This is a genomic window from Serratia marcescens subsp. marcescens ATCC 13880, assembly GCF_017299535.1.
In the GTDB taxonomy this organism is placed as follows: domain Bacteria; phylum Pseudomonadota; class Gammaproteobacteria; order Enterobacterales; family Enterobacteriaceae; genus Serratia; species Serratia marcescens.
Window position 1 is genome coordinate 4,932,509 of record NZ_CP071238.1, and the last position, 22,497, is coordinate 4,955,005.

At 57.1% G+C, this 22,497-nt stretch carries 15 protein-coding genes, 4 tRNA genes, 3 rRNA genes and 1 riboswitch; of the genes, 7 read left to right on the forward strand and 15 right to left on the reverse strand.

The features are described 5' to 3' along the window. Positions 1–215 precede the first annotated feature (215 nt). Positions 216–1,739, forward strand: coding sequence for a YifB family Mg chelatase-like AAA ATPase (locus tag J0F90_RS23555; protein WP_016930477.1), 1,524 nt, complete (start codon positions 216–218; stop codon positions 1,737–1,739). A gap of 27 nt (positions 1,740–1,766) precedes the next feature. On the opposite strand, the gene J0F90_RS23560 is transcribed toward J0F90_RS23555, so the two are convergent. Further along, positions 1,767–2,105 carry a MaoP family protein gene (locus tag J0F90_RS23560; RefSeq protein WP_004929946.1) on the reverse strand — a complete coding sequence of 113 codons (339 nt, stop codon included), beginning with the start codon at positions 2,103–2,105 and terminating at the stop codon, positions 1,767–1,769. 119 nt (positions 2,106–2,224) lie between these two features. On the opposite strand from J0F90_RS23560, the gene hdfR reads away from it, so the two are divergent. Next, a complete protein-coding gene (gene hdfR, locus J0F90_RS23565; RefSeq protein WP_028128092.1) occupies positions 2,225–3,052 on the forward strand; it encodes an HTH-type transcriptional regulator HdfR in 828 nt (275 codons plus the stop codon). 269 nt (positions 3,053–3,321) lie between these two features. Here hdfR and J0F90_RS23570 read toward each other — a convergent pair. The 9 genes from J0F90_RS23570 to btuB all read right to left on the reverse strand — a co-directional run bounded on the left by J0F90_RS23570 (position 3,322) and on the right by btuB (position 11,807). Then, positions 3,322–3,397: transfer RNA gene (locus J0F90_RS23570), tRNA-Trp, on the reverse strand. A gap of 51 nt (positions 3,398–3,448) precedes the next feature. Further along, a tRNA-Asp gene (locus J0F90_RS23575) sits at positions 3,449–3,525 on the reverse strand. Positions 3,526–3,619: 94 nt separating this feature from the next. After that, positions 3,620–3,735: ribosomal RNA gene (gene rrf, locus J0F90_RS23580) — 5S ribosomal RNA — on the reverse strand. Positions 3,736–3,834: 99 nt separating this feature from the next. Then, positions 3,835–6,741: ribosomal RNA gene (locus J0F90_RS23585) — 23S ribosomal RNA — on the reverse strand. A 206-nt stretch (positions 6,742–6,947) separates the two neighbouring features. Continuing rightward, positions 6,948–7,023, reverse strand: a tRNA-Ala gene (locus J0F90_RS23590). 38 nt (positions 7,024–7,061) lie between these two features. Then, a tRNA-Ile gene (locus tag J0F90_RS23595) sits at positions 7,062–7,138 on the reverse strand. A 74-nt stretch (positions 7,139–7,212) separates the two neighbouring features. Beyond that, positions 7,213–8,754 (reverse strand): 16S ribosomal RNA (locus J0F90_RS23600). Together the 16S, 23S and 5S rRNA genes with 4 tRNA genes alongside form the textbook arrangement of a ribosomal RNA operon. Positions 8,755–9,127: 373 nt before the next feature. After that, positions 9,128–9,991, reverse strand: a complete 864-nt coding sequence (gene murI / locus J0F90_RS23605) for a glutamate racemase (protein ID WP_033631312.1) — start codon at positions 9,989–9,991, stop codon at positions 9,128–9,130. Continuing rightward, positions 9,936–11,807 carry a TonB-dependent vitamin B12 receptor BtuB gene (gene btuB / locus J0F90_RS23610; protein ID WP_033639152.1) on the reverse strand — a complete coding sequence of 624 codons (1,872 nt, stop codon included), beginning with the start codon at positions 11,805–11,807 and terminating at the stop codon, positions 9,936–9,938. Before btuB ends, murI begins: the two co-directional genes overlap by 56 nt. 69 nt (positions 11,808–11,876) lie before the next feature. Next, a riboswitch (cobalamin riboswitch) is annotated at positions 11,877–12,089 on the reverse strand. Between the two features lie 122 nt (positions 12,090–12,211). Between btuB and trmA the strand changes: the two genes are divergently transcribed. Further along, positions 12,212–13,315: a tRNA (uridine(54)-C5)-methyltransferase TrmA gene (gene trmA, locus J0F90_RS23615; RefSeq protein ID WP_033639151.1), complete on the forward strand. Its 1,104-nt coding sequence runs from the start codon at positions 12,212–12,214 to the stop codon at positions 13,313–13,315. A 33-nt stretch (positions 13,316–13,348) separates the two neighbouring features. On the opposite strand, the gene J0F90_RS23620 is transcribed toward trmA, so the two are convergent. Next, entirely contained in the window at positions 13,349–13,720 is a 372-nt protein-coding gene (locus J0F90_RS23620; protein ID WP_016929728.1) for a YijD family membrane protein, read from the reverse strand. A 14-nt stretch (positions 13,721–13,734) separates the two neighbouring features. Beyond that, positions 13,735–14,367 carry an HTH-type transcriptional repressor FabR gene (fabR, locus tag J0F90_RS23625; RefSeq protein ID WP_004931044.1) on the reverse strand — a complete coding sequence of 211 codons (633 nt, stop codon included), beginning with the start codon at positions 14,365–14,367 and terminating at the stop codon, positions 13,735–13,737. Positions 14,368–14,585: 218 nt separating this feature from the next. Between fabR and sthA the strand changes: the two genes are divergently transcribed. Beyond that, positions 14,586–15,983, forward strand: coding sequence for a Si-specific NAD(P)(+) transhydrogenase (gene sthA, locus J0F90_RS23630; RefSeq protein WP_004931047.1), 1,398 nt, complete (start codon positions 14,586–14,588; stop codon positions 15,981–15,983). On the opposite strand, the gene oxyR is transcribed toward sthA, so the two are convergent. Continuing rightward, positions 15,966–16,883, reverse strand: coding sequence for a DNA-binding transcriptional regulator OxyR (oxyR, locus tag J0F90_RS23635; RefSeq protein ID WP_015379402.1), 918 nt, complete (start codon positions 16,881–16,883; stop codon positions 15,966–15,968). The two genes, sthA and oxyR, sit on opposite strands and share 18 nt — an antisense overlap. 151 nt (positions 16,884–17,034) lie before the next feature. Here oxyR and J0F90_RS23640 point away from each other — a divergent pair, with 151 nt between their 5' ends. The 3 genes from J0F90_RS23640 (at position 17,035) to J0F90_RS23650 (ending at position 19,779) form a co-directional block, all read left to right on the forward strand. Beyond that, positions 17,035–17,766, forward strand: a complete 732-nt coding sequence (locus tag J0F90_RS23640; protein ID WP_015379403.1) for a glutathione peroxidase — start codon at positions 17,035–17,037, stop codon at positions 17,764–17,766. 72 nt (positions 17,767–17,838) lie between these two features. Beyond that, positions 17,839–19,287, forward strand: a complete 1,449-nt coding sequence (locus J0F90_RS23645) for a dihydrolipoyl dehydrogenase (RefSeq protein WP_033639150.1) — start codon at positions 17,839–17,841, stop codon at positions 19,285–19,287. 165 nt (positions 19,288–19,452) lie between these two features. Continuing rightward, positions 19,453–19,779 (forward strand): type II toxin-antitoxin system HicB family antitoxin, encoded by a 327-nt coding sequence (locus J0F90_RS23650; RefSeq protein ID WP_016929725.1) that lies wholly within the window; start codon positions 19,453–19,455, stop codon positions 19,777–19,779. A 36-nt stretch (positions 19,780–19,815) separates the two neighbouring features. On the opposite strand, the gene argH is transcribed toward J0F90_RS23650, so the two are convergent. Then, positions 19,816–21,189, reverse strand: coding sequence for an argininosuccinate lyase (gene argH, locus J0F90_RS23655; protein ID WP_016929724.1), 1,374 nt, complete (start codon positions 21,187–21,189; stop codon positions 19,816–19,818). Positions 21,190–21,258: 69 nt separating this feature from the next. Beyond that, positions 21,259–22,479, reverse strand: coding sequence for an argininosuccinate synthase (locus J0F90_RS23660; RefSeq protein WP_004931061.1), 1,221 nt, complete (start codon positions 22,477–22,479; stop codon positions 21,259–21,261). Between the last annotated feature and the right edge of the window lie 18 nt (positions 22,480–22,497).

Sequence of the window (22,497 nt, forward strand, 5' to 3'; positions counted from 1 at the left end):
CCCTATGATTGCAATGCGTATGGGCCGCTAATGTGTTGCAGCCTTCAGCGAATTGTTAATGGGTATTGCCACAGGTTGCGAGGCGGCTCGCACAATCTCATTTACTTCGATGAAAATGAGCAATTACGCTGCGAAACCCCTAGAAAAACCACCAATAACGCCGCGCAATGCCAGGATGAACCTCGCATCATGTCGTCCTCAGCAAGGAGAGCGATATGTCACTGGCGTTAATCTATAGCCGCGCCATCATCGGCGTTCAGGCCCCTTCCGTAACGGTGGAGGTGCATATCAGCAATGGCCTGCCCGGCCTGACGCTGGTCGGCCTGCCGGAAACCACGGTAAAAGAGGCGCGCGATCGGGTGCGCAGCGCCCTGATCAACAGCGGTTTCACCTTTCCCGCCCGGCGCATCACCGTCAATTTGGCGCCCGCCGATCTGCCGAAAGAAGGCGGGCGTTACGATCTGCCGATAGCGCTGGCGATCCTCGCCGCCTCCGAGCAATTACCCCTCGCGCCGTTGGCGCGCTACGAGTTTCTTGGCGAGCTCGCGCTGTCTGGCTCACTGCGCGCGGTCAGGGGAGCGATCCCGGCGGCACTGGCGGCGGCTGATGCCGGGCGGCAACTGATCCTCTCGACGGACAACGCCGCCGAAGTCGGCCTGATCGCGCAGTCGCGCTCCCATACCGCCCAACACCTGCTGGAAGTCTGCGCTTTTTTGCTCGGCCAAGGCGAACTGCCGGTAGCGGCCACGCCCCCCGATGCGGACAACGCGTGCGAAAACGCCGACCTGCGCGACATCATCGGTCAGGAACAGGCCAAGCGGGCATTAGAGATCGCCGCCGCCGGCGGGCATAACCTGCTGTTGATTGGGCCACCGGGCACCGGTAAAACCATGCTGGCCAGCCGTCTCACGGGCTTGCTGCCGCCGCTGACGGAGGCTGAGGCGCTGGAAAGCCTGGCGATCGCCAGCTTGCAGCATCACATTCCCGCCGCGCTACCATGGCGCCAGAGGCCGTTTCGCGCGCCGCACCACAGCGCCTCGATGGCGGCATTGGTCGGCGGCGGCTCACTGCCGCGACCGGGCGAGATCTCGATGGCGCATAACGGCGTGCTGTTTCTGGATGAACTGCCGGAATTCGAGCGTAAGGTACTGGATGCGCTGCGTGAGCCGTTGGAATCCGGCGAGATCGTGATTTCACGCGCCAACGCCAAGGTCTGTTTCCCCGCCAGGGTGCAACTGATCGCGGCAATGAACCCCAGCCCGACAGGGCATTATCAGGGGTTGCACAATCGCGCCTCACCGCAGCAGGTGTTGCGCTATCTGGCCCGGCTGTCAGGGCCTTTTCTCGACCGTTTCGATCTGTCTATCGAAGTGCCGTTGTTGCCGCCGGGTACGCTCAGTCATCGGAAAGCTCATGGAGAAAGCAGCGAACAAGTACGGAAAAGGGTGCAGCAGGCACGCGCCCGGCAGCTCGAACGCGCCGGTAAAGTCAACGCGCTGTTGAGCAACCGTGAAGTGGAACGAGATTGCGTTTTGCAGGCGGCAGACGCCGAGTTTTTGGAAGCGACATTAAACACGCTGGGGTTATCGGTCCGCGCCTGGCAGCGCATCTTGAAAGTGGCGCGCACGCTGGCGGATTTGGCGGGAGATGCTGAGCTCGACAGGCGCCATCTCAGCGAAGCGCTGGGCTATCGCAGTATGGACCGTCTGCTGTTACAACTGCATCGCAGTCTGGAATGAAAATGGGGCCCGCAGGCCCCATCGTCTTTAGTCTTCGCTGTCGCTGTAATCTTCTACTGCGTCAGCCTGCGGTTTACCGCCGGACAGAGTATGGAATTTCTTCGGGCGACGTGTGCGCGCCAGATATTTAGCCCATACTTTTTCCTGCTCGGTAGCCGCTTCGCGCTCACCGCGGCACACTGCGACGAACAGCTGTTCTTCTTCAGTGGCCGGCTGGCGTTTACCCGAGTCCAACTCGTTAAACGCGTAGCCGAAGCGCTCTAGCAATTGCGCCTCTTTAATGGTGAAATCGCCGTGACGGGAGAACCCGCGAGGGTAATGTTTATTATCAAAAAAACGATTGGTCGTGGTGAAGCTATCCGCCATCTGACACGCTCCTAATTCTCTTATGGCCGTGCTGTTTATGGCGCGGAGTATTAGATAGGCTTGACAGCGTGTAAAACAAAACATTTAAATCTTAACGACAAATTTTTTTGGAGATAGGTGTGGATACCGAATTACTGAAAACCTTTTTGGAGGTCAGTAGAACGCGTCACTTTGGCAGAGCCGCAGAATCTTTGTACTTAACGCAGTCCGCGGTCAGTTTCCGCATCCGTCAGCTAGAAAACCAGTTGGGCGCAAATTTATTTACCCGTCATCGCAATAACATCCGCCTGACGCCTGCCGGTGAGCGGCTTCTGCCCTATGCCGAGAGCCTGATGAACACCTGGCAGTTGGCGAAGAAGGAAGTCGTGCGTTCGCTGCAACACACCGAGTTGTCGATCGGCGCTACCGCTTCGTTGTGGGAGGCCTATCTGACTCCCTGGTTGCAAGCACTCTATCAACAACGCGAGGCGCTGCAGCTAGAAGCCAGGGTGGCATTAAGGCACTCTTTGGTAAAACAACTGCATGAAAGGCAGCTCGATTTACTGATCACCACTGAACCGCCGAAGATGGATGAGTTGGCCAGCCAGCAACTGAGCAATTTCTCATTACGCCTGTTCTCATCCGCTTATCGTGACAAACAGGCCCCAATGCCCTACATCAAGCTGGAATGGGGAGCCGACTTCCACCAACAAGAAAACCGCATGTTGGAAGGTGATAACGTACCGGTGCTTACCACCACCTCCGCTCACCTGACGCGTCAGCTGTTGGAAACCACGGGCGGATGCGCTTTCCTGCCCAGCCATTGGGAAAAAGAGTACCCACAGCTGGTGGCCGCCACCGAGATCCCGCCGATTATCCGCCCACTGTATGCCGTCTGGTTGCAAAACAGCGATCAACAACCTTTGATTCGGCAATTACTTAAAATACCTTTAAATACCGCAGCCTAAAGCGCCATGGCGGCCTTAAAAGCCGCCACCGTGGTCTTGGCTGTCTATCATGCCAAAAGCCGCCCATCGCCTTCTGAGAGAAGAAAATGCAAAATGGTAGGAGAATCAGGAGGTCCGCGGGGGTAAAGATCGAAAGGCTATGGAGCAACTCGGATCAGATAAGCATCAGCATAGAGCAGCAGATGCGCTCTTTTCCAAAACGATAACGCTCTAAGGATCGGGATAATAGGCAAAAAAAAACCCTTTGCTTTCGCAAAGGGTTCTTAATATGGCAGGGGCGGAGAGACTCGAACTCGCGACACCCGGTTTTGGAGACCGGTGCTCTACCAACTGAGCTACGCCCCTAAATCTCGCTTAACATTATGCCTGCTAATAAAGCAGGCATAATTAAATAAGTGGCGGAACGGACGGGGCTCGAACCCGCGACCCCCTGCGTGACAGGCAGGTATTCTAACCAACTGAACTACCGCTCCACCGATTCTTTTACGTTGCATCTTTCGATGCCGGCAACATCGCGTTCTGCGATTTGCGCATTACCAGTCGTCACACTGATAACGTTTATTTGATGCCTGGCAGTGTCCTACTCTCGCATGGGGAGACCCCACACTACCATCGGCGCTACGGCGTTTCACTTCTGAGTTCGGCATGGGGTCAGGTGGGACCACCGCGCTATTGCCGCCAGGCAAATTCGTTTCATTCCAACCGCTTCACTTCCGTCAAGCCATCAGAACCAATCTCGGAACTTCGCTGAAAATCTCTCTAAAAAACACCTTCGGTGTTGTAAGGTTAAGCCTCACGGATCATTAGTACTGGTTAGCTCAATGCATCGCTGCACTTACACACCCAGCCTATCAACGTCTTAGTCTTAAACGTTCCTTCAGGGGCCTTAAAGGCCCAGGGAAGACTCATCTTGAGGCAAGTTTCGCGCTTAGATGCTTTCAGCGCTTATCTTTTCCGCACTTAGCTACCGGGCAATGCCATTGGCATGACAACCCGAACACCAGTGGTGCGTTCACTCCGGTCCTCTCGTACTAGGAGCAACCCCTCTCAATCTTCCAACGCCCACGGCAGATAGGGACCGAACTGTCTCACGACGTTCTAAACCCAGCTCGCGTACCACTTTAAATGGCGAACAGCCATACCCTTGGGACCTACTTCAGCCCCAGGATGTGATGAGCCGACATCGAGGTGCCAAACACCGCCGTCGATATGAACTCTTGGGCGGTATCAGCCTGTTATCCCCGGAGTACCTTTTATCCGTTGAGCGATGGCCCTTCCATTCAGAACCACCGGATCACTAAGACCTACTTTCGTACCTGCTCGAGCCGTCACTCTCGCAGTCAAGCTAGCTTATGCCTTTGCACTAACCTCACGATGTCCGACCGTGATTAGCTAACCTTCGTGCTCCTCCGTTACTCTTTGGGAGGAGACCGCCCCAGTCAAACTACCCACCAGACACTGTCCTCACCCCAGATTATGGGGCCGAGTTAGAACATCAAACATTAAAGGGTGGTATTTCAAGGATGGCTCCACGCAGACTGGCGTCCACGCTTCAAAGCCTCCCACCTATCCTACACATCAAGGCTCAATGTTCAGTGTCAAGCTATAGTAAAGGTTCACGGGGTCTTTCCGTCTTGCCGCGGGTACACTGCATCTTCACAGCGAGTTCAATTTCACTGAGTCTCGGGTGGAGACAGCCTGGCCATCATTACGCCATTCGTGCAGGTCGGAACTTACCCGACAAGGAATTTCGCTACCTTAGGACCGTTATAGTTACGGCCGCCGTTTACTGGGGCTTCGATCAAGAGCTTCGCCTTGCGGCTGACCCCATCAATTAACCTTCCAGCACCGGGCAGGCGTCACACCGTATACGTCCACTTTCGTGTTTGCACAGTGCTGTGTTTTTATTAAACAGTTGCAGCCAGCTGGTATCTTCGACTGGCTTCAGCTCCATCCGCGAGGGACTTCACCTACATGCCAGCGTGCCTTCTCCCGAAGTTACGGCACCATTTTGCCTAGTTCCTTCACCCGAGTTCTCTCAAGCGCCTTGGTATTCTCTACCTGACCACCTGTGTCGGTTTGGGGTACGATTTAATGTTACCTGGAGCTTAGAGGATTTTCCTGGAAGCAGGGCATCAACTACTTCTGCACCGTAGTGCATCGTCATCACGCCTCAGGGTTAGTATGCAACCGGATTTACCAGGTCACACCCCCTACACGCTTAAACCGGGACAACCGTCGCCCGGCTAGCCTAGCCTTCTCCGTCCCCCCTTCGCAGTAACACCAAGTACAGGAATATTAACCTGTTTCCCATCGACTACGCTTTTCAGCCTCGCCTTAGGGGTCGACTCACCCTGCCCCGATTAACGTTGGACAGGAACCCTTGGTCTTCCGGCGAGCGGGCTTTTCACCCGCTTTATCGTTACTTATGTCAGCATTCGCACTTCTGATACCTCCAGCAACCCTCACAGGCCACCTTCAACGGCTTACAGAACGCTCCCCTACCCAACAACGCTAAGCGTCGCTGCCGCAGCTTCGGTGCATGGTTTAGCCCCGTTACATCTTCCGCGCAGGCCGACTCGACCAGTGAGCTATTACGCTTTCTTTAAATGATGGCTGCTTCTAAGCCAACATCCTGGCTGTCTATGCCTTCCCACATCGTTTCCCACTTAACCATGACTTTGGGACCTTAGCTGGCGGTCTGGGTTGTTTCCCTCTTCACGACGGACGTTAGCACCCGCCGTGTGTCTCCCGTGATAACATTCTTCGGTATTCGGAGTTTGCATCGGTTTGGTAAGCCGGGATGGCCCCCTAGCCGAAACAGTGCTCTACCCCCGAAGATGAGTTCACGAGGCGCTACCTAAATAGCTTTCGGGGAGAACCAGCTATCTCCCGGTTTGATTGGCCTTTCACCCCCAGCCACAAGTCATCCGCTAATTTTTCAACATTAGTCGGTTCGGTCCTCCAGTTAGTGTTACCCAACCTTCAACCTGCCCATGGCTAGATCACCGGGTTTCGGGTCTATACCTTGCAACTAATCGCCCAGTTAAGACTCGGTTTCCCTACGGCTCCCCTATACGGTTAACCTTGCTACAAAATATAAGTCGCTGACCCATTATACAAAAGGTACGCAGTCACACCACGAAGGTGCTCCCACTGCTTGTACGTACACGGTTTCAGGTTCTATTTCACTCCCCTCGCCGGGGTTCTTTTCGCCTTTCCCTCACGGTACTGGTTCACTATCGGTCAGTCAGGAGTATTTAGCCTTGGAGGATGGTCCCCCCATATTCAGACAGGATGTCACGTGTCCCGCCCTACTCATCGAACTCACGACCTGTGCATTTTAGTGTACGGGGCTATCACCCTTTGCTGCGCGACTTTCCAGACGCTTCCACTAACACACAAGCCGATTCAGGTTCTGGGCTCCTCCCCGTTCGCTCGCCGCTACTGGGGGAATCTCGGTTGATTTCTTTTCCTCGGGGTACTTAGATGTTTCAGTTCCCCCGGTTCGCCTCATGCCACTATGTATTCATGACATGATAATGTGTCGAAACACACTGGGTTTCCCCATTCGGGTATCGCCGGTTATAACGGTTCATATCACCTTACCGACGCTTTTCGCAGATTAGCACGCCCTTCATCGCCTCTGACTGCCTAGGCATCCACCGTGTACGCTTAGTCACTTAACCTCACAACCCGAAGATGTTTCCATCGTTCGCGCTGCAAACATTTGAGAGACTCTATGACAGGTTACTCTTCATCCCAATACGTCTACGGAGGGACAAATTTCAGCCGTCATGTTTCAATTTTCAGCTTGTTCCAGATTGTTAAAGAGCAAAATACTTCGCAGCATACTGTCGCCAATATACTCTGAAGTATTAAATACCGGACTATATGGTGGAGCTAAGCGGGATCGAACCGCTGACCTCCTGCGTGCAAGGCAGGCGCTCTCCCAGCTGAGCTATAGCCCCATACAGTCACGCGCAGTACCTTTTCCACTTCCGAGAAGTGGTAGGCCTGAGTGGACTTGAACCACCGACCTCACCCTTATCAGGGGTGCGCTCTAACCACCTGAGCTACAAGCCTATAAAGGTATTTCTGCTCGTTACTTTCTATCAGACAATCTGTGTGAGCACGCCACTCGAACTAATATCTTTAGGTAAGGAGGTGATCCAACCGCAGGTTCCCCTACGGTTACCTTGTTACGACTTCACCCCAGTCATGAATCACAAAGTGGTAAGCGCCCTCCCGAAGGTTAAGCTACCTACTTCTTTTGCAACCCACTCCCATGGTGTGACGGGCGGTGTGTACAAGGCCCGGGAACGTATTCACCGTAGCATTCTGATCTACGATTACTAGCGATTCCGACTTCATGGAGTCGAGTTGCAGACTCCAATCCGGACTACGACATACTTTATGAGGTCCGCTTGCTCTCGCGAGGTCGCTTCTCTTTGTATATGCCATTGTAGCACGTGTGTAGCCCTACTCGTAAGGGCCATGATGACTTGACGTCATCCCCACCTTCCTCCAGTTTATCACTGGCAGTCTCCTTTGAGTTCCCGGCCGAACCGCTGGCAACAAAGGATAAGGGTTGCGCTCGTTGCGGGACTTAACCCAACATTTCACAACACGAGCTGACGACAGCCATGCAGCACCTGTCTCAGAGTTCCCGAAGGCACCAATCCATCTCTGGAAAGTTCTCTGGATGTCAAGAGTAGGTAAGGTTCTTCGCGTTGCATCGAATTAAACCACATGCTCCACCGCTTGTGCGGGCCCCCGTCAATTCATTTGAGTTTTAACCTTGCGGCCGTACTCCCCAGGCGGTCGATTTAACGCGTTAGCTCCGGAAGCCACGCCTCAAGGGCACAACCTCCAAATCGACATCGTTTACAGCGTGGACTACCAGGGTATCTAATCCTGTTTGCTCCCCACGCTTTCGCACCTGAGCGTCAGTCTTCGTCCAGGGGGCCGCCTTCGCCACCGGTATTCCTCCAGATCTCTACGCATTTCACCGCTACACCTGGAATTCTACCCCCCTCTACGAGACTCTAGCTTGCCAGTTTCAAATGCAGTTCCCAGGTTGAGCCCGGGGATTTCACATCTGACTTAACAAACCGCCTGCGTGCGCTTTACGCCCAGTAATTCCGATTAACGCTTGCACCCTCCGTATTACCGCGGCTGCTGGCACGGAGTTAGCCGGTGCTTCTTCTGCGAGTAACGTCAATTGATGAACGTATTAAGCTCACCACCTTCCTCCTCGCTGAAAGTGCTTTACAACCCGAAGGCCTTCTTCACACACGCGGCATGGCTGCATCAGGCTTGCGCCCATTGTGCAATATTCCCCACTGCTGCCTCCCGTAGGAGTCTGGACCGTGTCTCAGTTCCAGTGTGGCTGGTCATCCTCTCAGACCAGCTAGGGATCGTCGCCTAGGTGAGCCATTACCCCACCTACTAGCTAATCCCATCTGGGCACATCTGATGGCAAGAGGCCCGAAGGTCCCCCTCTTTGGTCTTGCGACGTTATGCGGTATTAGCTACCGTTTCCAGTAGTTATCCCCCTCCATCAGGCAGTTTCCCAGACATTACTCACCCGTCCGCCGCTCGTCACCCAGGGAGCAAGCTCCCCTGTGCTACCGCTCGACTTGCATGTGTTAAGCCTGCCGCCAGCGTTCAATCTGAGCCATGATCAAACTCTTCAATTAAAAGCTTGATTTGCTTCTACTCGAGAAGCGATGCTCAAAGATTTACTGCATGAATTTTACTTCAGTTAGTCACTCTTCAAGACTTGATATTTTTTTGCATCCGAAGATGCTGGATATCGTCTTGTGGAGTGCCCACACAGATTGTCTGATAAATTGTTAAAGAGCAGTGCCGAGAAACTCATCGGCGCGGGCTGCGTATACTACGCTTTTCGCCCGGAGAGTCAAGCGTTTATTTCGCTTTCTTCTCGCTGACCCGGCGGCTTGTCAGTCGTTGTTCCCGGTCAGTGGAGGCGCATTATAGGGAGTTCTCGGCGGGCCGCAACCCCTATTTTCAATATTTTTTCCAACCGTTGAATGTTTGACCAAAACACCGTTAAAGCGGCAGTTTTTTCAACGATTTAAAGCCGTAGCCCTGCAAAACGGGCAATAAAGCGTCAGTATCTTCATTTAACGCCATGCAATACGCCAGATTCTCTTCCTGGCTCGAGACCAGGCTTTCCTGCGTAGAGATGAGCCAGGCTGTGCGGCGGGCAATCGCCGCGCCGGAATCCACCAATCGGGTGCCTTCCGGCAACACCTGCATCAGCTCTTCAGCTAACAGAGGAAAATGGGTGCAGCCCAGCACGACGGTATCCGGCGGCTCGCGCATGCTCAGCCACGGATGCAGGATCTTCTTCAGCACCGGCAGCGGCACGGCTTCGCCATGCAGCTTGGCTTCCGCCAGCTCCACCAGTTCTGAAGAGCCCAGCAGTTCAATCTTGCAGTCGGTGGCGAAACGGGAAATCAGTTCGTGGGTGTAGCTGCGCTGTACGGTGCCGCGGGTCGCCAACAGGCCGACAATGCCGTTGACGGTAAGACGGGCCGCCGGTTTAATGGCGGGCACCACGCCCACGACAGGGAAACTGAAACGCTCGCGCAGGGCCGGCAAGGAAACGGTGCTGGCGGTGTTGCAGGCAATGACGACAATCGCCAGAGGATGACGCTGCTGCACCGCGCCGACAATCTCCAGCACGCGCTCAACGATAAACTCTTCGGACTTCTCGCCGTAGGGGAACGCCACGTTGTCGAACGCGTATATATAGTGGAGATCCGGCAGCAACTGCCGAATCTCCTGATACACCGACAGCCCGCCGACGCCGGAATCAAAAACCAGCACCGTCGGGCGAGGTGTGGCGGTGCTGTTAGAAGGTATAGCTTCCAGTGAGGTAGTATTCTCTTCCTGGAGTAGCGTAGCCATAGGCCGTCTCATAATCTTTATCAAACAGGTTGGCAATTCTACCACGAACTGTCAGATGAGATGTGACCGGATACGAAACTGCGAGATCCCACAGACTCACGCCGCCAAGTTTAACGCTTTGTTCCGGATAGGTACTGTAATCCTTGTCATAACGTTGACCCAGATATTGATAAGTCACCGCCCAGTCAAAGTCATACAGCTGCCAGTCCAGCTCATATTTCACCTGCTGCTTGGCGCGCCGCAGCAGCACTTCATTGGTCTTGGCGTTGCGAGGATCGACATAGTCATAACCAATCTGATGCGTCAACGGGCCGGTATCAAACGAGGCCGTAGCTTCAATCCCTTTGATGGTCGCCTTACCCACGTTGTAATAGACGTAGTTGGTTTCCCCCGTGGAATCGATCAAATTGTCGATGTCGTTGCGATAACCGGAGATGCGCCAGGTCACCGGGCCGGTCAGCCCTTCAAAGCCACCTTCCCACTGCTTGCTTTCTTCCGGTTTCAGATCGGTGTTGTTACCGAAGTTGCCGTATAGCTGGCTCATATTCGGTGCTTTGAACGCCGTGCCATACGACGCGATAAAACGGTATCCCTCGACGAATTCCCATGCCGCGCTGGTTTGCCAGGTGCCATGCCAGCCAAACTCGGAATGATCGTCACCTCGAACCGCGCCTTCCAGCGTTACCGGGCCAACCAGTTGCTGCGCAGTCAGATAGATGCCTGCATCACGTTGGCTTTTTTCACCCTTCACGGTGGTGGAATCCGGTTTGATTTTCTGTTGCTGCCAGTCGACGCCAGAGCTTACGGTACCCTGTCCAACCTGCAGCGTATTGCCCCACTGCAGGTTGTACTGTTCGGAATCCACCAGGCTGGCAGAGCTGTCATGCATGCCGAGGCGAGGATCGTAATCGTAATCCTTGCTATGGCTGTAGCTGCCAATCACTTGTGTTGCGTAAATGCCTTCTTTATAGCGCAATCCGGTATCCCAGGTTTGGCTATACAGTTTGCGCGTATCCAGCAGAGGGCTGGTCGGTGAGGAATAATAACTATCATACGCCGTGCGGTTGTCGTAACCATACCCGCGCACAAAACCGCTGACCGATTCGCTGAACTGGTGCTCAAGCGCACCATACAGCGACTTACTCATAAAGCCATCGCGATCCTGCTGGCTTTGCATGCCGGTGCTGCCGTAGGCCACCACGTCATACCCTTTGGTGTAGGTGTAGTCACCCGCCACCGTCGCCACGGTGCTGTCGCCCAACGGCTGTTGAGTCGACGCGTCATAGGATTGATAGCCGTTGGAGCCGACGCCGGCTGAGAGCGTAGTACCGTTCTTTTCACGCGTGGTAATGATGTTGACTACGCCGCCGATGGCGTCGGAACCGTATACCGCCGAACGCGGGCCGCGAATGTATTCGACTTTCTGCACCAGAGAAATCGGGATTTGGCTGAGATCGGAAGAGCCGCTGACGCCCGCCTGATTAAGGCGAATGCCGTCAATTAGCACCAGCACGTGGCTGGAGTTGGTGCCGCGAATAAACAGCGAGCTCTTTTGCCCCAACCCGCCGTTTTGGCCAACGTCCACGCCCGGCAAACGGCGCATCACGTCGGTCAGGCTCTTGGCCTGCCAGCGATCGATATCGTTACGGGTGACGACAGAGGTCGGCGCCAATACGGAAGAAACCGGCTGCGGGAAGCGGTTGGCGGTCACCACCAGGTTATCGCCATTCGTGGCAGTGGTGTTGTCTTGCGCCCATCCAGAAAAAGCCGTGACGGAGGAGACCACCGCCAGCAGCGTATTTTTTGTAATTGTCATGAGAAAAGCATCCAAACTTAATTGGCGGATGCCGCAGGATCATGGCCGGTAGTTCGCGACGGCCACGGACATTGCGACGTAACACCGGCAGGTCTTCGGGCTTGGGATTTGCGGGCCGCGGGGCGCGACCGGCAACGGGCGATGACTTCCCATCCTGCAATGGACAGTGTCTGCGTCGAAACGCTATCGCCGTGACTTCCCCTTACCGCTGCGCGTCAGCTCCGGATTCACACCGGATTCCCTTTTCACTCGCTGTTTGAGGCCGGACGGCAATGCTACGATCAATGCAAATAGATGTCTAGACTGCTATTAATGTTACAAATAATAAACGCGACAAAACTGGACTTCACGGGCTGATTCCCTACAATCCCCGCTGATCAAATTTGCCTGACGAGAAGACACACATGACGCCCGAGAATTTGCCTATTGAACGTTACGATGACCAACTGGCGGAGAAAGTCGCCCGCCTGAAGACGTTGATGTCACCGTTCGCGGCGCCCGAGCCGGAAGTGTTCCGCTCGCCAGTCGACCACTACCGCATGCGCGCCGAGTTCCGCATCTGGCACGACGCGGACGACATGTATCACATCATGTTCGATCAGCAGACCAAGCAGCGTATTCGCGTCGATCAATTCCCGGCCGCCAGCGAACTGATCAACCGCCTGATGAGCGCCCTGATCGCCGCGCTGAAACCGGAGCCGATCCTGCGCCACAAGCTGTTTCAGATCGATTATCTGTCGACGCAAAGCGGTAAAATCATCGCCTCGCTGCTGTACCACCGCAAGCTGGATGACGTTTGGCAACGGCGCGCCGAGCAGCTGCGCGACGAGCTGCGCGCTCAGGGTTTTGACCTGCAGTTGATCGGCCGGGCGTCGAAGACCAAAATCATGCTCGACCAGGATTATGTTGACGAAGTGCTGACGGTCGCCGGCCGCGATATGATCTATCGCCAGGTGGAAAACAGCTTCACTCAACCCAACGCGGCCATGAACGTGCAGATGCTGGAATGGGCGCTGGCGGTCACCGCCGGTTCCAAAGGCGATTTGCTGGAACTGTATTGCGGCAACGGCAACTTCTCGCTGGCGTTGGCGCGCAATTTCGAGCGCGTGCTGGCGACCGAGATCGCCAAGCCGTCGGTGGCGGCGGCGCAGTACAACATCGCCGCCAACCATATCGACAACGTGCAGATCATCCGCATGGCGGCGGAAGACTTCACCCAGGCGATGAACGGAGTACGCGAATTCAACCGGTTGAAAGGCATCGATCTGAGCGGCTACAACTGCGAGACGATTTTCGTCGATCCGCCGCGCAGCGGGCTGGACGCGGAAACGGTGAAGATGGTGCAGGCTTACCCGCGCATTCTGTATATTTCATGCAATCCGGAAACGCTGTGCGCCAACCTGGAAACGCTGCAGGCCACGCACCGGGTCAGCCGTCTGGCGCTGTTCGACCAGTTCCCGTATACCCATCACATGGAATGCGGCGTGTTGCTGGAAAAACACCGCTGATACGACAGGGGCGCCATATGGCGCCCCGTTTCATTACGGCTCTTGAGTCGGCGCATCCAGCGTCTTGCGCGCCTTCAGCTTGACCCCAATCCACAGCACCAGCGCCACACACACTACCGACGGCAGGAAGTTGGAACCGATCTGCGGGTATTCGGCGCGCACGATGGCGCTGTACATCAGCAGCCCCAGCAGGAAGCAGGCCGCCGCCAGCTTCGGCATGCCGTCCGGCATGGCGCGGTTCAGGTAACGCTGATGCAGGCAGTACACCGCCAGCACCAACGCAATCAGCGGGAAGATCGAAAACGGCACCACCGAGCTGAACAGCGCGGCAAAGGAACCGTTGATCGAAAGGCCGGCAATCAACGCCAGCAGTAAGGTGCCATTTTCACGGCCTGGTTTTTCCATCATTGTTTACCTTTTTATACGTGGGACACAGAAGCTTTTTCTTGTTCGCGACGATACCAGTAATACGCCCCTTTGGAGATCATACGCAATTGCAGCACCAGCCGCTCTTCCAGCTGCTGCCGCTGCTCGACGTCGATATCCAGCGCTTCCGCGCCGGCGCTGAACACGATGGTGACCATCGCCTCCGCCTGCGCTTCGGTAAAGCTGCGCGGCATATGGTTTTCCAACTCGAGGTAGTCCGCCAGTTCGGCGATGAAATGCTGGATCTCGCGCGCCACCGCCGCACGGAATGCCGCCGACGTGCCGGAGCGCTCGCGCAGCAGCAGGCGGAAGGCGTTCGGGTTGTTGCCGATAAATTCCATAAAGGTGGACACCGAGGTGCGGATCACGCTGCCGCCCTTGGCGATGCGTTGGCGCGCCTGGCGCATCAACTGACGCAGCATCAGGCCGCTTTCGTCCACCATGGTCAGCCCCAGCTCATCCACGTCGCGGAAATGGCGGTAAAACGACGTGGGCGCGATGCCCGCCTCGCGTGAAACTTCCCGCAGGCTCAGGCTGGCGAAACTGCGTTCGGCGCTCAGCTGGCTGAATGCGGCTTCGATCAGGGAACGACGAGTCCGTTCTTTTTGTTGTGCTCTGACGCCCATATGCATATCCGGATAGGTTCCATTCTCTCAGTCTAACGCCCTAGACTCGGCAATATAGCAAATTTTATTGCAACAGCATTTATACTAACGCGCTCTATCACACTTCCGCCCTGAGCCGATTGTGCTTTGACTCAAAAAGCCTAATGGTGATTGGGTGAGCAGCGCTATGATGTTAAGATACCGTTGTAATCTTGTATAAAAAAACAGGTCTCTCCTACATGCAACAGCACTATCAATTTGATGCCATTGTGATTGGCTCGGGCCCTGGTGGTGAAGGTGCCGCCATGGGGCTGGTGAAACAGGGCGCCCGCGTGGCCGTTATCGAACGGTACAACAACGTAGGCGGCGGATGTACCCACTGGGGCACCATCCCTTCCAAAGCCCTCCGCCACGCCGTCAGCCGCATTATCGAATTCAACCAGAACCCGCTTTACAACAACTCGCGCACGCTCAGCGCGACCTTCCCTGACATTTTACGCCACGCCGATAACGTCATCAGCCAGCAGACCCGCATGCGCCAAGGGTTTTATGAGCGGAACCAGTGCAAACTGTTCGCCGGCGACGCACGCTTCATCGACGCCAACACCGTCAGCGTCAGCTACATGGACGGCACCCAGGACACCATCCGCGCCGACCACATCGTGATCGCCTGCGGCTCGCGCCCTTACCATCCGGCCAGCGTCGATTTCAATCACCCGCGCATCTACGACAGCGACTCCATTCTCGAGCTGAGCCATGAACCGCGCCACGTGATCATTTACGGCGCCGGGGTGATCGGCTGTGAATATGCGTCTATCTTCCGCGGTCTGAACGTCAAGGTGGATCTGATCAACACCCGCGACCGCCTGCTGGCGTTCCTCGATCAAGAGATGTCGGATTCGCTCTCTTATCACTTCTGGAACAACGGCGTGGTGATCCGCCACAACGAAGAATTCGAGAAGATCGAAGGCACCGAAGACGGCGTGATCGTGCACCTGAAGTCCGGCAAGAAGGTGAAAGCGGACTGCCTGCTGTACGCCAACGGCCGTACCGGCAACACCGATTCGTTGGGGTTGGAGAACGTCGGTCTGGAGTCGGACAGCCGCGGGTTGCTGAAGGTGAACAGCATGTATCAAACCGCGCTGTCGCACATCTACGCGGTCGGTGACGTGATCGGCTATCCGAGCCTGGCTTCCGCCGCCTACGATCAGGGCCGCATCGCCGCCCAGGCGATCGCTTCCGGCGAAGCCAGCGGCCATCTAATCGAAGATATCCCGACCGGCATCTACACCATTCCGGAAATCAGCTCCGTCGGCAAAACCGAGCAGGAACTGACGGCGATGAAAGTGCCGTATGAAGTGGGCCGCGCCCAGTTCAAGCATCTGGCGCGCGCGCAGATCGCCGGGATGAACGTCGGCAGCCTGAAGATCCTGTTCCATCGCGACACCCTGCAGATCCTCGGGATCCACTGCTTCGGCGAGCGTGCGGCGGAGATCATCCACATCGGTCAGGCGATCATGGAACAGAAAGGTGAAGGCAATACTATCGAGTATTTCGTTAATACGACCTTCAACTATCCGACCATGGCCGAAGCCTACCGGGTGGCGGCGCTTAACGGCTTAAACCGCCTGTTTTAACGCGCTGTCGATGTAGCCCTGCATGTGCTCGCGGATCGCTTCGGCCAACTGCTCATAACGGCTGCGCAGTGGGGAACCGGGGCGATACACCAACGCGATGGTGCGCTTCGGTTCCGGCTTGTAGCAATCCAGATAGCACACGCCGTCGCGTTCGCGCTGCGGCGGCACCGCCAGTGACGGCAGCAGGGTAATGCCGCTGCCGGCAGCGACCATATTGCGCAACGTTTCCAGACTGGTGGCGCGGAAGTGAGTATCTTCGTCCGCGCCCGCCTGGAAGCAGAAGCCCATCGCCTGATCGCGCAGGCAGTGGCCATCTTCCAGCATCAGCAGCTTCTCTCCCGCCAAATCCGGCATCGCCACGCGCTCGCGCTGCGCCCACGGGTGATCGGAATACACCGCCAGCTTCATCGGTTCATCGAACAGAGGCACTTCGATAAACGCCTCGGTTTCCTTCACCAACGCCAGAATGGCGCAGTCCAGTTTGCCGCTGTCGAGTTGCGCCAGCAGTTGGTGAGTTTGCGCTTCGTGCAGGTACATTTCCAGTTTCGGGAAGGTTTTGTGCAGTGTCGGTATGATCTGCGGCAGCAGATAAGGCCCCACGGTCGGGATCAGGCCGATGTGCAGCGGCCCGGACATGGCTTCGCCCTGCTGGCTGGCCATCTCCTTCAACACTTTCACTTCGCGCAGCACGGTACGCGCCTGCTCCACCAGCAACAGACCCGCCTGGGTGAACAGCACCTTGCGGCTGGTGCGCTCGAGCAGCATGACGCCCAACTCGTCTTCCAGCTTGCGGATCTGCCCGCTCAGCGTGGGCTGGCTCACATGGCATGAATCGGCCGCACGGCGGAAGTGCCGGTGCTCAGCCAAGGCGACCAGATACTCTAAATCACGAATATTCATTGTTTCCCTCCATTCCATGATAGCTCATGGCGATAGATAAGATAGCAATGAGCGATTAGATCTATCAAGCCCCAGCGACAATAATGTGTCCCAACGAAGCGATATCGCGCTAAATGCTAAAAATTACTTTTCCTAATTAAGGGGTTAATCAATGTTTACCAGTCAAGAAGGCAAGAAAGTTCCTCAGGTTACTTTCCACACCCGTCAGGGCGACCAATGGATTGATGTGACCACTGATGACCTGTTCAAAAACAAAACCGTTATCGTGTTCTCGCTGCCGGGCGCGTTTACGCCGACCTGCTCTTCAAGCCATCTGCCGCGTTACAACGAGCTGTCCAGCGTATTCAAACAACACGGCGTCGACAGCATTCTGTGCGTCTCGGTGAACGACACCTTCGTGATGAACGCCTGGAAAGCCGACCAACATGCGGAAAACATCACCTTCGTGCCGGACGGCAACGGTGAATTCACCAAAGGCATGAACATGCTGGTCGAGAAAGCGGATCTGGGCTTTGGCCCTCGCTCATGGCGCTACTCAATGCTGGTGCGCAACGGCGTGGTCGAGAAAATGTTTGTCGAGCCGAACAAGCCGGGCGACCCGTTTGAAGTGTCCGATGCCGACACCATGCTGAAATACCTGGCGCCGGAATTCAAAGTGCAGGAATCGGTCTCTCTGTTCACCAAACCGGGCTGCCCATTCTGCGCCAAAGCCAAGCAGATGCTGCAAGAGCGTGGCATTCAGTATGAAGAGATCGTGCTGGGCAAAGACGCCACCACCGTCAGCCTGCGCGCCGTCAGCGGCCGCGCCACGGTGCCGCAAGTATTCATCGGCGGTCGTCACATCGGCGGCAGCGACGATCTGGAAACCTTCCTGTCAGCTTAATAAGTAATAACAAAGCCAACGTGAACTTTGGCGGGCTACGGCCCGCCCTTTTTTTACCTTTCAGGAGCGGATATGAAACTGTTGAACGTTGATGTCGCGGTCATCGGCGGCGGCACCGCAGGGCTCGGCGCCTACCGCGCGGCCAAACTGTCTACCCCCAGCGTGGTGATGATTGAAGGCGGGCCTTACGGCACCACCTGTGCGCGCGTCGGCTGCATGCCATCCAAATTATTGATCGCCGCCGCCGAAGCGGTGCATCAAATCGAGCGCGCGCCTGGCTTTGGCGTGCACCCAACCGGCAAAACGCGTATCGACGGACGCGAGGTGATGGCGCGCGTCAAACGCGAACGCGACCGTTTCGTCGGCTTCGTGCTGGAAGGCGTGGACGAGATCCCGGCCGCCGACAAAATTCAGGGCTATGCCCGCTTTATCGACGACAACACGCTGCAGGTCGATGACCATACGCGCATCGTGGCGCAGCGCATCGTGATCGCCACCGGTTCCCGCCCCAGCTGGCCGGCGCCGTGGAACGAACTGGGCGATCGCCTGATCGTCAACGACGACGTGTTCAACTGGGATGACTTGCCGCAATCCGTAGCGGTATTCGGCCCCGGCGTCATCGGGCTGGAGCTGGGGCAAGCGCTGCACCGCCTCGGCGTCGACACCAAGGTATTCGGCATCGGCGGCGCCGTCGGGCCGCTGACCGACAGCGCCGTGCGCGATTACGCCGCCAAAGCGCTGGGGGAAGAGTTCTACCTCGACGCCGACGTGAAGGTAGAGATGATGCAGCGCGAAGGCGACCGCGTATTTATCCGCTATCAGGATCTGCAGGGCCAACCGCAGGAGATCCTGGTGGACTACGTGCTGGCCGCCACCGGCCGCCGCCCCAACGTCGATCGGTTGGGCCTCGAAAATACCGGCTTGCAGCTCGACGCCCGAGGCGTGCCGCTGGCCGACCGCCTGACGATGCAAACCAGCGTGCCGCATATTTTCATTGCCGGCGACGCCAGCAACCAACTGCCGCTGCTGCACGAGGCCAGCGATCAGGCGCGCATCGCCGGCGCCAACGCCGGCAGCTTCCCGGAGATCAATCCGGGTCTGCGCCGCAGCGCGATTTCGGTGGTGTTCTCCGATCCGCAGATCGCGATGGTCGGCTCAACCTTCCGCGAGCTGAGCGAGAAGTTCAGCGCCTGCGGCTGCTTTGAAGTGGGCAACGTCTCGTTTGAGAATCAGGGCCGCTCGCGGGTGATGCTGCGCAACAAAGGCATTCTGCACGTCTACGGCGAGCAAGGTACCGGCCGTTTCCTCGGCGCGGAAATGATCGGTCCGGACGCCGAACACATCGCGCACCTGCTGGCCTGGGCGCACCAGCAGCAGATGACCGTCGATCAGATGCTGGACATGCCGTTCTATCATCCGGTGATCGAAGAAGGCTTGCGCACCGCGCTGCGCGACCTGCAGGCGAAGCTCAAGCTCGGCGCGACCGAAATCGAGCGCTGTCAGCGCTGTCCGGGCGAGTAACCTCTTATTCTCCGTTCATCCCCACCGGGCCTTCAGGCCCGGTTTTTTTGCGTAGCACTTCCCTCTTGCCTCACGGCCCTTCTGCGCTCATTTTTATGCGTCGACATTGAAATGATACCAATAGTGACACCAAAACGAAGAAAGGAGCCAAAATGGAGGAAGAACATGGAAAGGCATGAACACTATACCTATCGCATCACCTGGTCAGCGGAAGATCGTGAATATGTCGGGCTGTGCGCCGAATTCCCCTCGCTGTCCTGGCTGGCCGCCACGCGTACCGGCGCATTGGAGGGTATCGAGAAAGTGGTGAGCGAAACGATCGCCGATATGCTGGCGCAAGGCGAAACGCCGCCGCAGGCGCTGGCGGAAAAGAACTTCAGCGGAAAACTGGTGTTGCGCATGACGCCGGAACAGCATCGCCGGCTGGCGATCGGCGCGATGGAGGAAGGCGTGAGCCTGAACCGTTACCTGTGCGCACGCCTGGCGGGGTAAAGGTTCAAGGGCGGCGCAGGGCCGCCCTTGTCGTCGTCACGCCAAACGCTGTTTCGCTGCGGCGATTGCCGCCGCGACCTGCTGCGGCGCGACGCCGCCTTTGGCCGCACGCTTGTCCAGGCAGGATTGCAACGCCAGGATCGGGTAGACATCGTCGCCGATCGTCGCGCTGAACTGCTGCAAATCCGCCAGCGGCAGCGCTTCCAGCGGTTTGCCTTGGCGAATCGCTTCTACCACCGCCTCACCGACGATATGGTGCGCTTCGCGGAACGGCACGCCTTTGGCGACCAGGTAGTCCGCCAGCTCGGTGGCGTTGGCATAACCCTGCTCCGCCGCTTCCCGGCAGCGCGGACGCTTCACCTGAATGCCGTCCAGCACCAGCGCCGCCATCTGCAGGCAGTCCATCCAGGTGTCGAGCGCGTCGAACAACCCTTCTTTGTCTTCCTGCATGTCTTTGTTGTACGCCAGCGGCAGGCCTTTCAGCGTCATCATCATGCCGGTCAGCGCGCCCTGCACGCGGCCGCACTTGCCGCGGATCAGCTCCAGCGCATCCGGGTTTTTCTTCTGCGGCATCAGCGAAGAGCCGGAGGTCACGCGGTCAGACAGCTCGACAAACGCCGCCTCGCCGCTGTTGAAGAAGATCAGATCTTCGGCGAAGCGCGACAGGTGAACCATGCTGATGGCGGCGTTGGACAGCAGCTCCAGCACGTGATCGCGATCGGAGACGCTGTCCAGGCTGTTGCGGGTCGCCGAGGCAAAGCCCAGCCAGCCGGCCAGCTGCTCGCGATCGATAGGATAAGCGGTGCCGGCCAGCGCGCCGCTGCCCAGCGGGCTGACGTCCAGCCGTTTCAGGGTATCCTGCAGACGGCTCTCATCGCGCGCCAGCATCTCGACATAGGCCAGGCACCAGTGCGCGAAAGTCACCGGCTGCGCGCGTTGCAGGTGGGTATACCCCGGCATCACCGCATCCTGGTTGGCTTCAGCAGTCTCCACCAGCGCCTGCTGCAGTTGGACGATCGCCTGATGCAGATCGCCGATCTGCTGTTTGCACCACAGCTTCAGATCGGTCGCGACCTGATCGTTGCGGCTGCGGCCGGTGTGCAGCTTCTTGCCCAAGTCGCCGACCTTCTCGATCAGCTTCTGCTCCACCCAGCTGTGGATGTCTTCCGCATCGCTTTGGACGATCGCCAAAGGATCGGCCTGGACTTCCTTCAGTAGCGCATTCAGCGCCTGCTCCAGCTGCTGTTGCTCCGCTGCGGTCAACACGTTAACGGTCACCAGCGCCTTCGACCAGGCCACCGAGCCCACGATATCCTGCTCCGCCAGGCGATAATCGAACCGCAGCGAATCATTGAGTTGTTTGAACCGCTGATCCGCCGCCTGAGTGAACCGTCCGCCCCAAAGTGCCATACCTTTACTCCTGAATTTTTATGCGAAAGGGCGCAGCATGCTGCGCCCTTGCAGAGTCACGCCAATCGGTTATTTATTCTTTTTCTCGTTCAACGCGCGGATGCGTGAAGACAGAGAGAACAGGCGGATAAAGCCGCCCGCGTGGCTGTGATCGTAAACTTCGTCTTCGCCGAAGGTGGCGAACTCTTCGGAGTACAGGCTGTTGGCGGATTTTTTCTGGGTCGCCGTCACCTGGCCTTTGTACAGCTGCAGCACCACTTCGCCGTTCACCTCTTCAGCCAGCGCTTCGGCAGAGGCCTGCAGCGAACGGCGCAGCGGCGCGAACCAACGGCCGTCGTACACCACATAAGACATCTCCAGGCCCAGCTGCTCGCGCCATTTGAAGCTGTCGCGATCCAGCACCAGCTGCTCGATGGCGCGCAGCGCCGCCACCATGATGGTGCCCCCCGGGGTCTCATAGCAGCCGCGGGATTTGATACCCACCAGACGGTTTTCCACGATGTCGATACGGCCGACGCCGTGCTTGGCGCCCAGCGCGTTCAGGGTTTCCAGGCACTGGTACGGCGACAGTGCTTTACCGTTAACCGCCACGACGCGGCCTTTCTCGACGGTAACGGTCACCTGCTCAGGCTGGTCCGGCGCTTCCTGCGGATCGACGGTCCATACCCAGCAATCCTTGTTCGGCGCATTCCACGGGCTTTCCAGCACGCCGCCTTCGGTGGAAATGTGCCAGGCGTTCTCATCGCGGCTGTAAATCTTCTCCAGCGACGCGGTGGTCGGGATGTTGCGCTCTTTCAGGTAATCCAGCAGCGCTTCACGGGAACGCAGGTTCCACTCGCGCCACGGCGCTACCACTTTCAGCTGCGGCGCCAGCGCGGTGTAGGTGGTTTCGAAACGCACCTGATCGTTGCCTTTGCCGGTCGCGCCGTGGCACAGCGCGTCTGCGCCCACTTTCAACGCCAGCTCGACCTGCGCCTTGGCGATGATCGGCCGCGCCATCGAGGTGCCCAGCAGGTAGCTGCCTTCGTACAGGGCGCCGGTCTGCAGCACCGGATAAACGTAATCGCGGATAAATTCTTCACGCAGATCGACCACGTGGCATTCAGAGGCACCGGACTGCAGGGCTTTTTGCTCCACGCCTTCCAGATCGCTGCGCTCCTGGCCGATGTCCGCCACGAACGCCACCACTTCACAGCCGCCGTAGTTCTCTTTCAGCCATGGAATGATGGCCGAGGTATCCAGGCCGCCGGAGTACGCAAGAACGATTTTTTTGATGCCTTGGTTTTGCATGATCTATTCCTTTCTAAT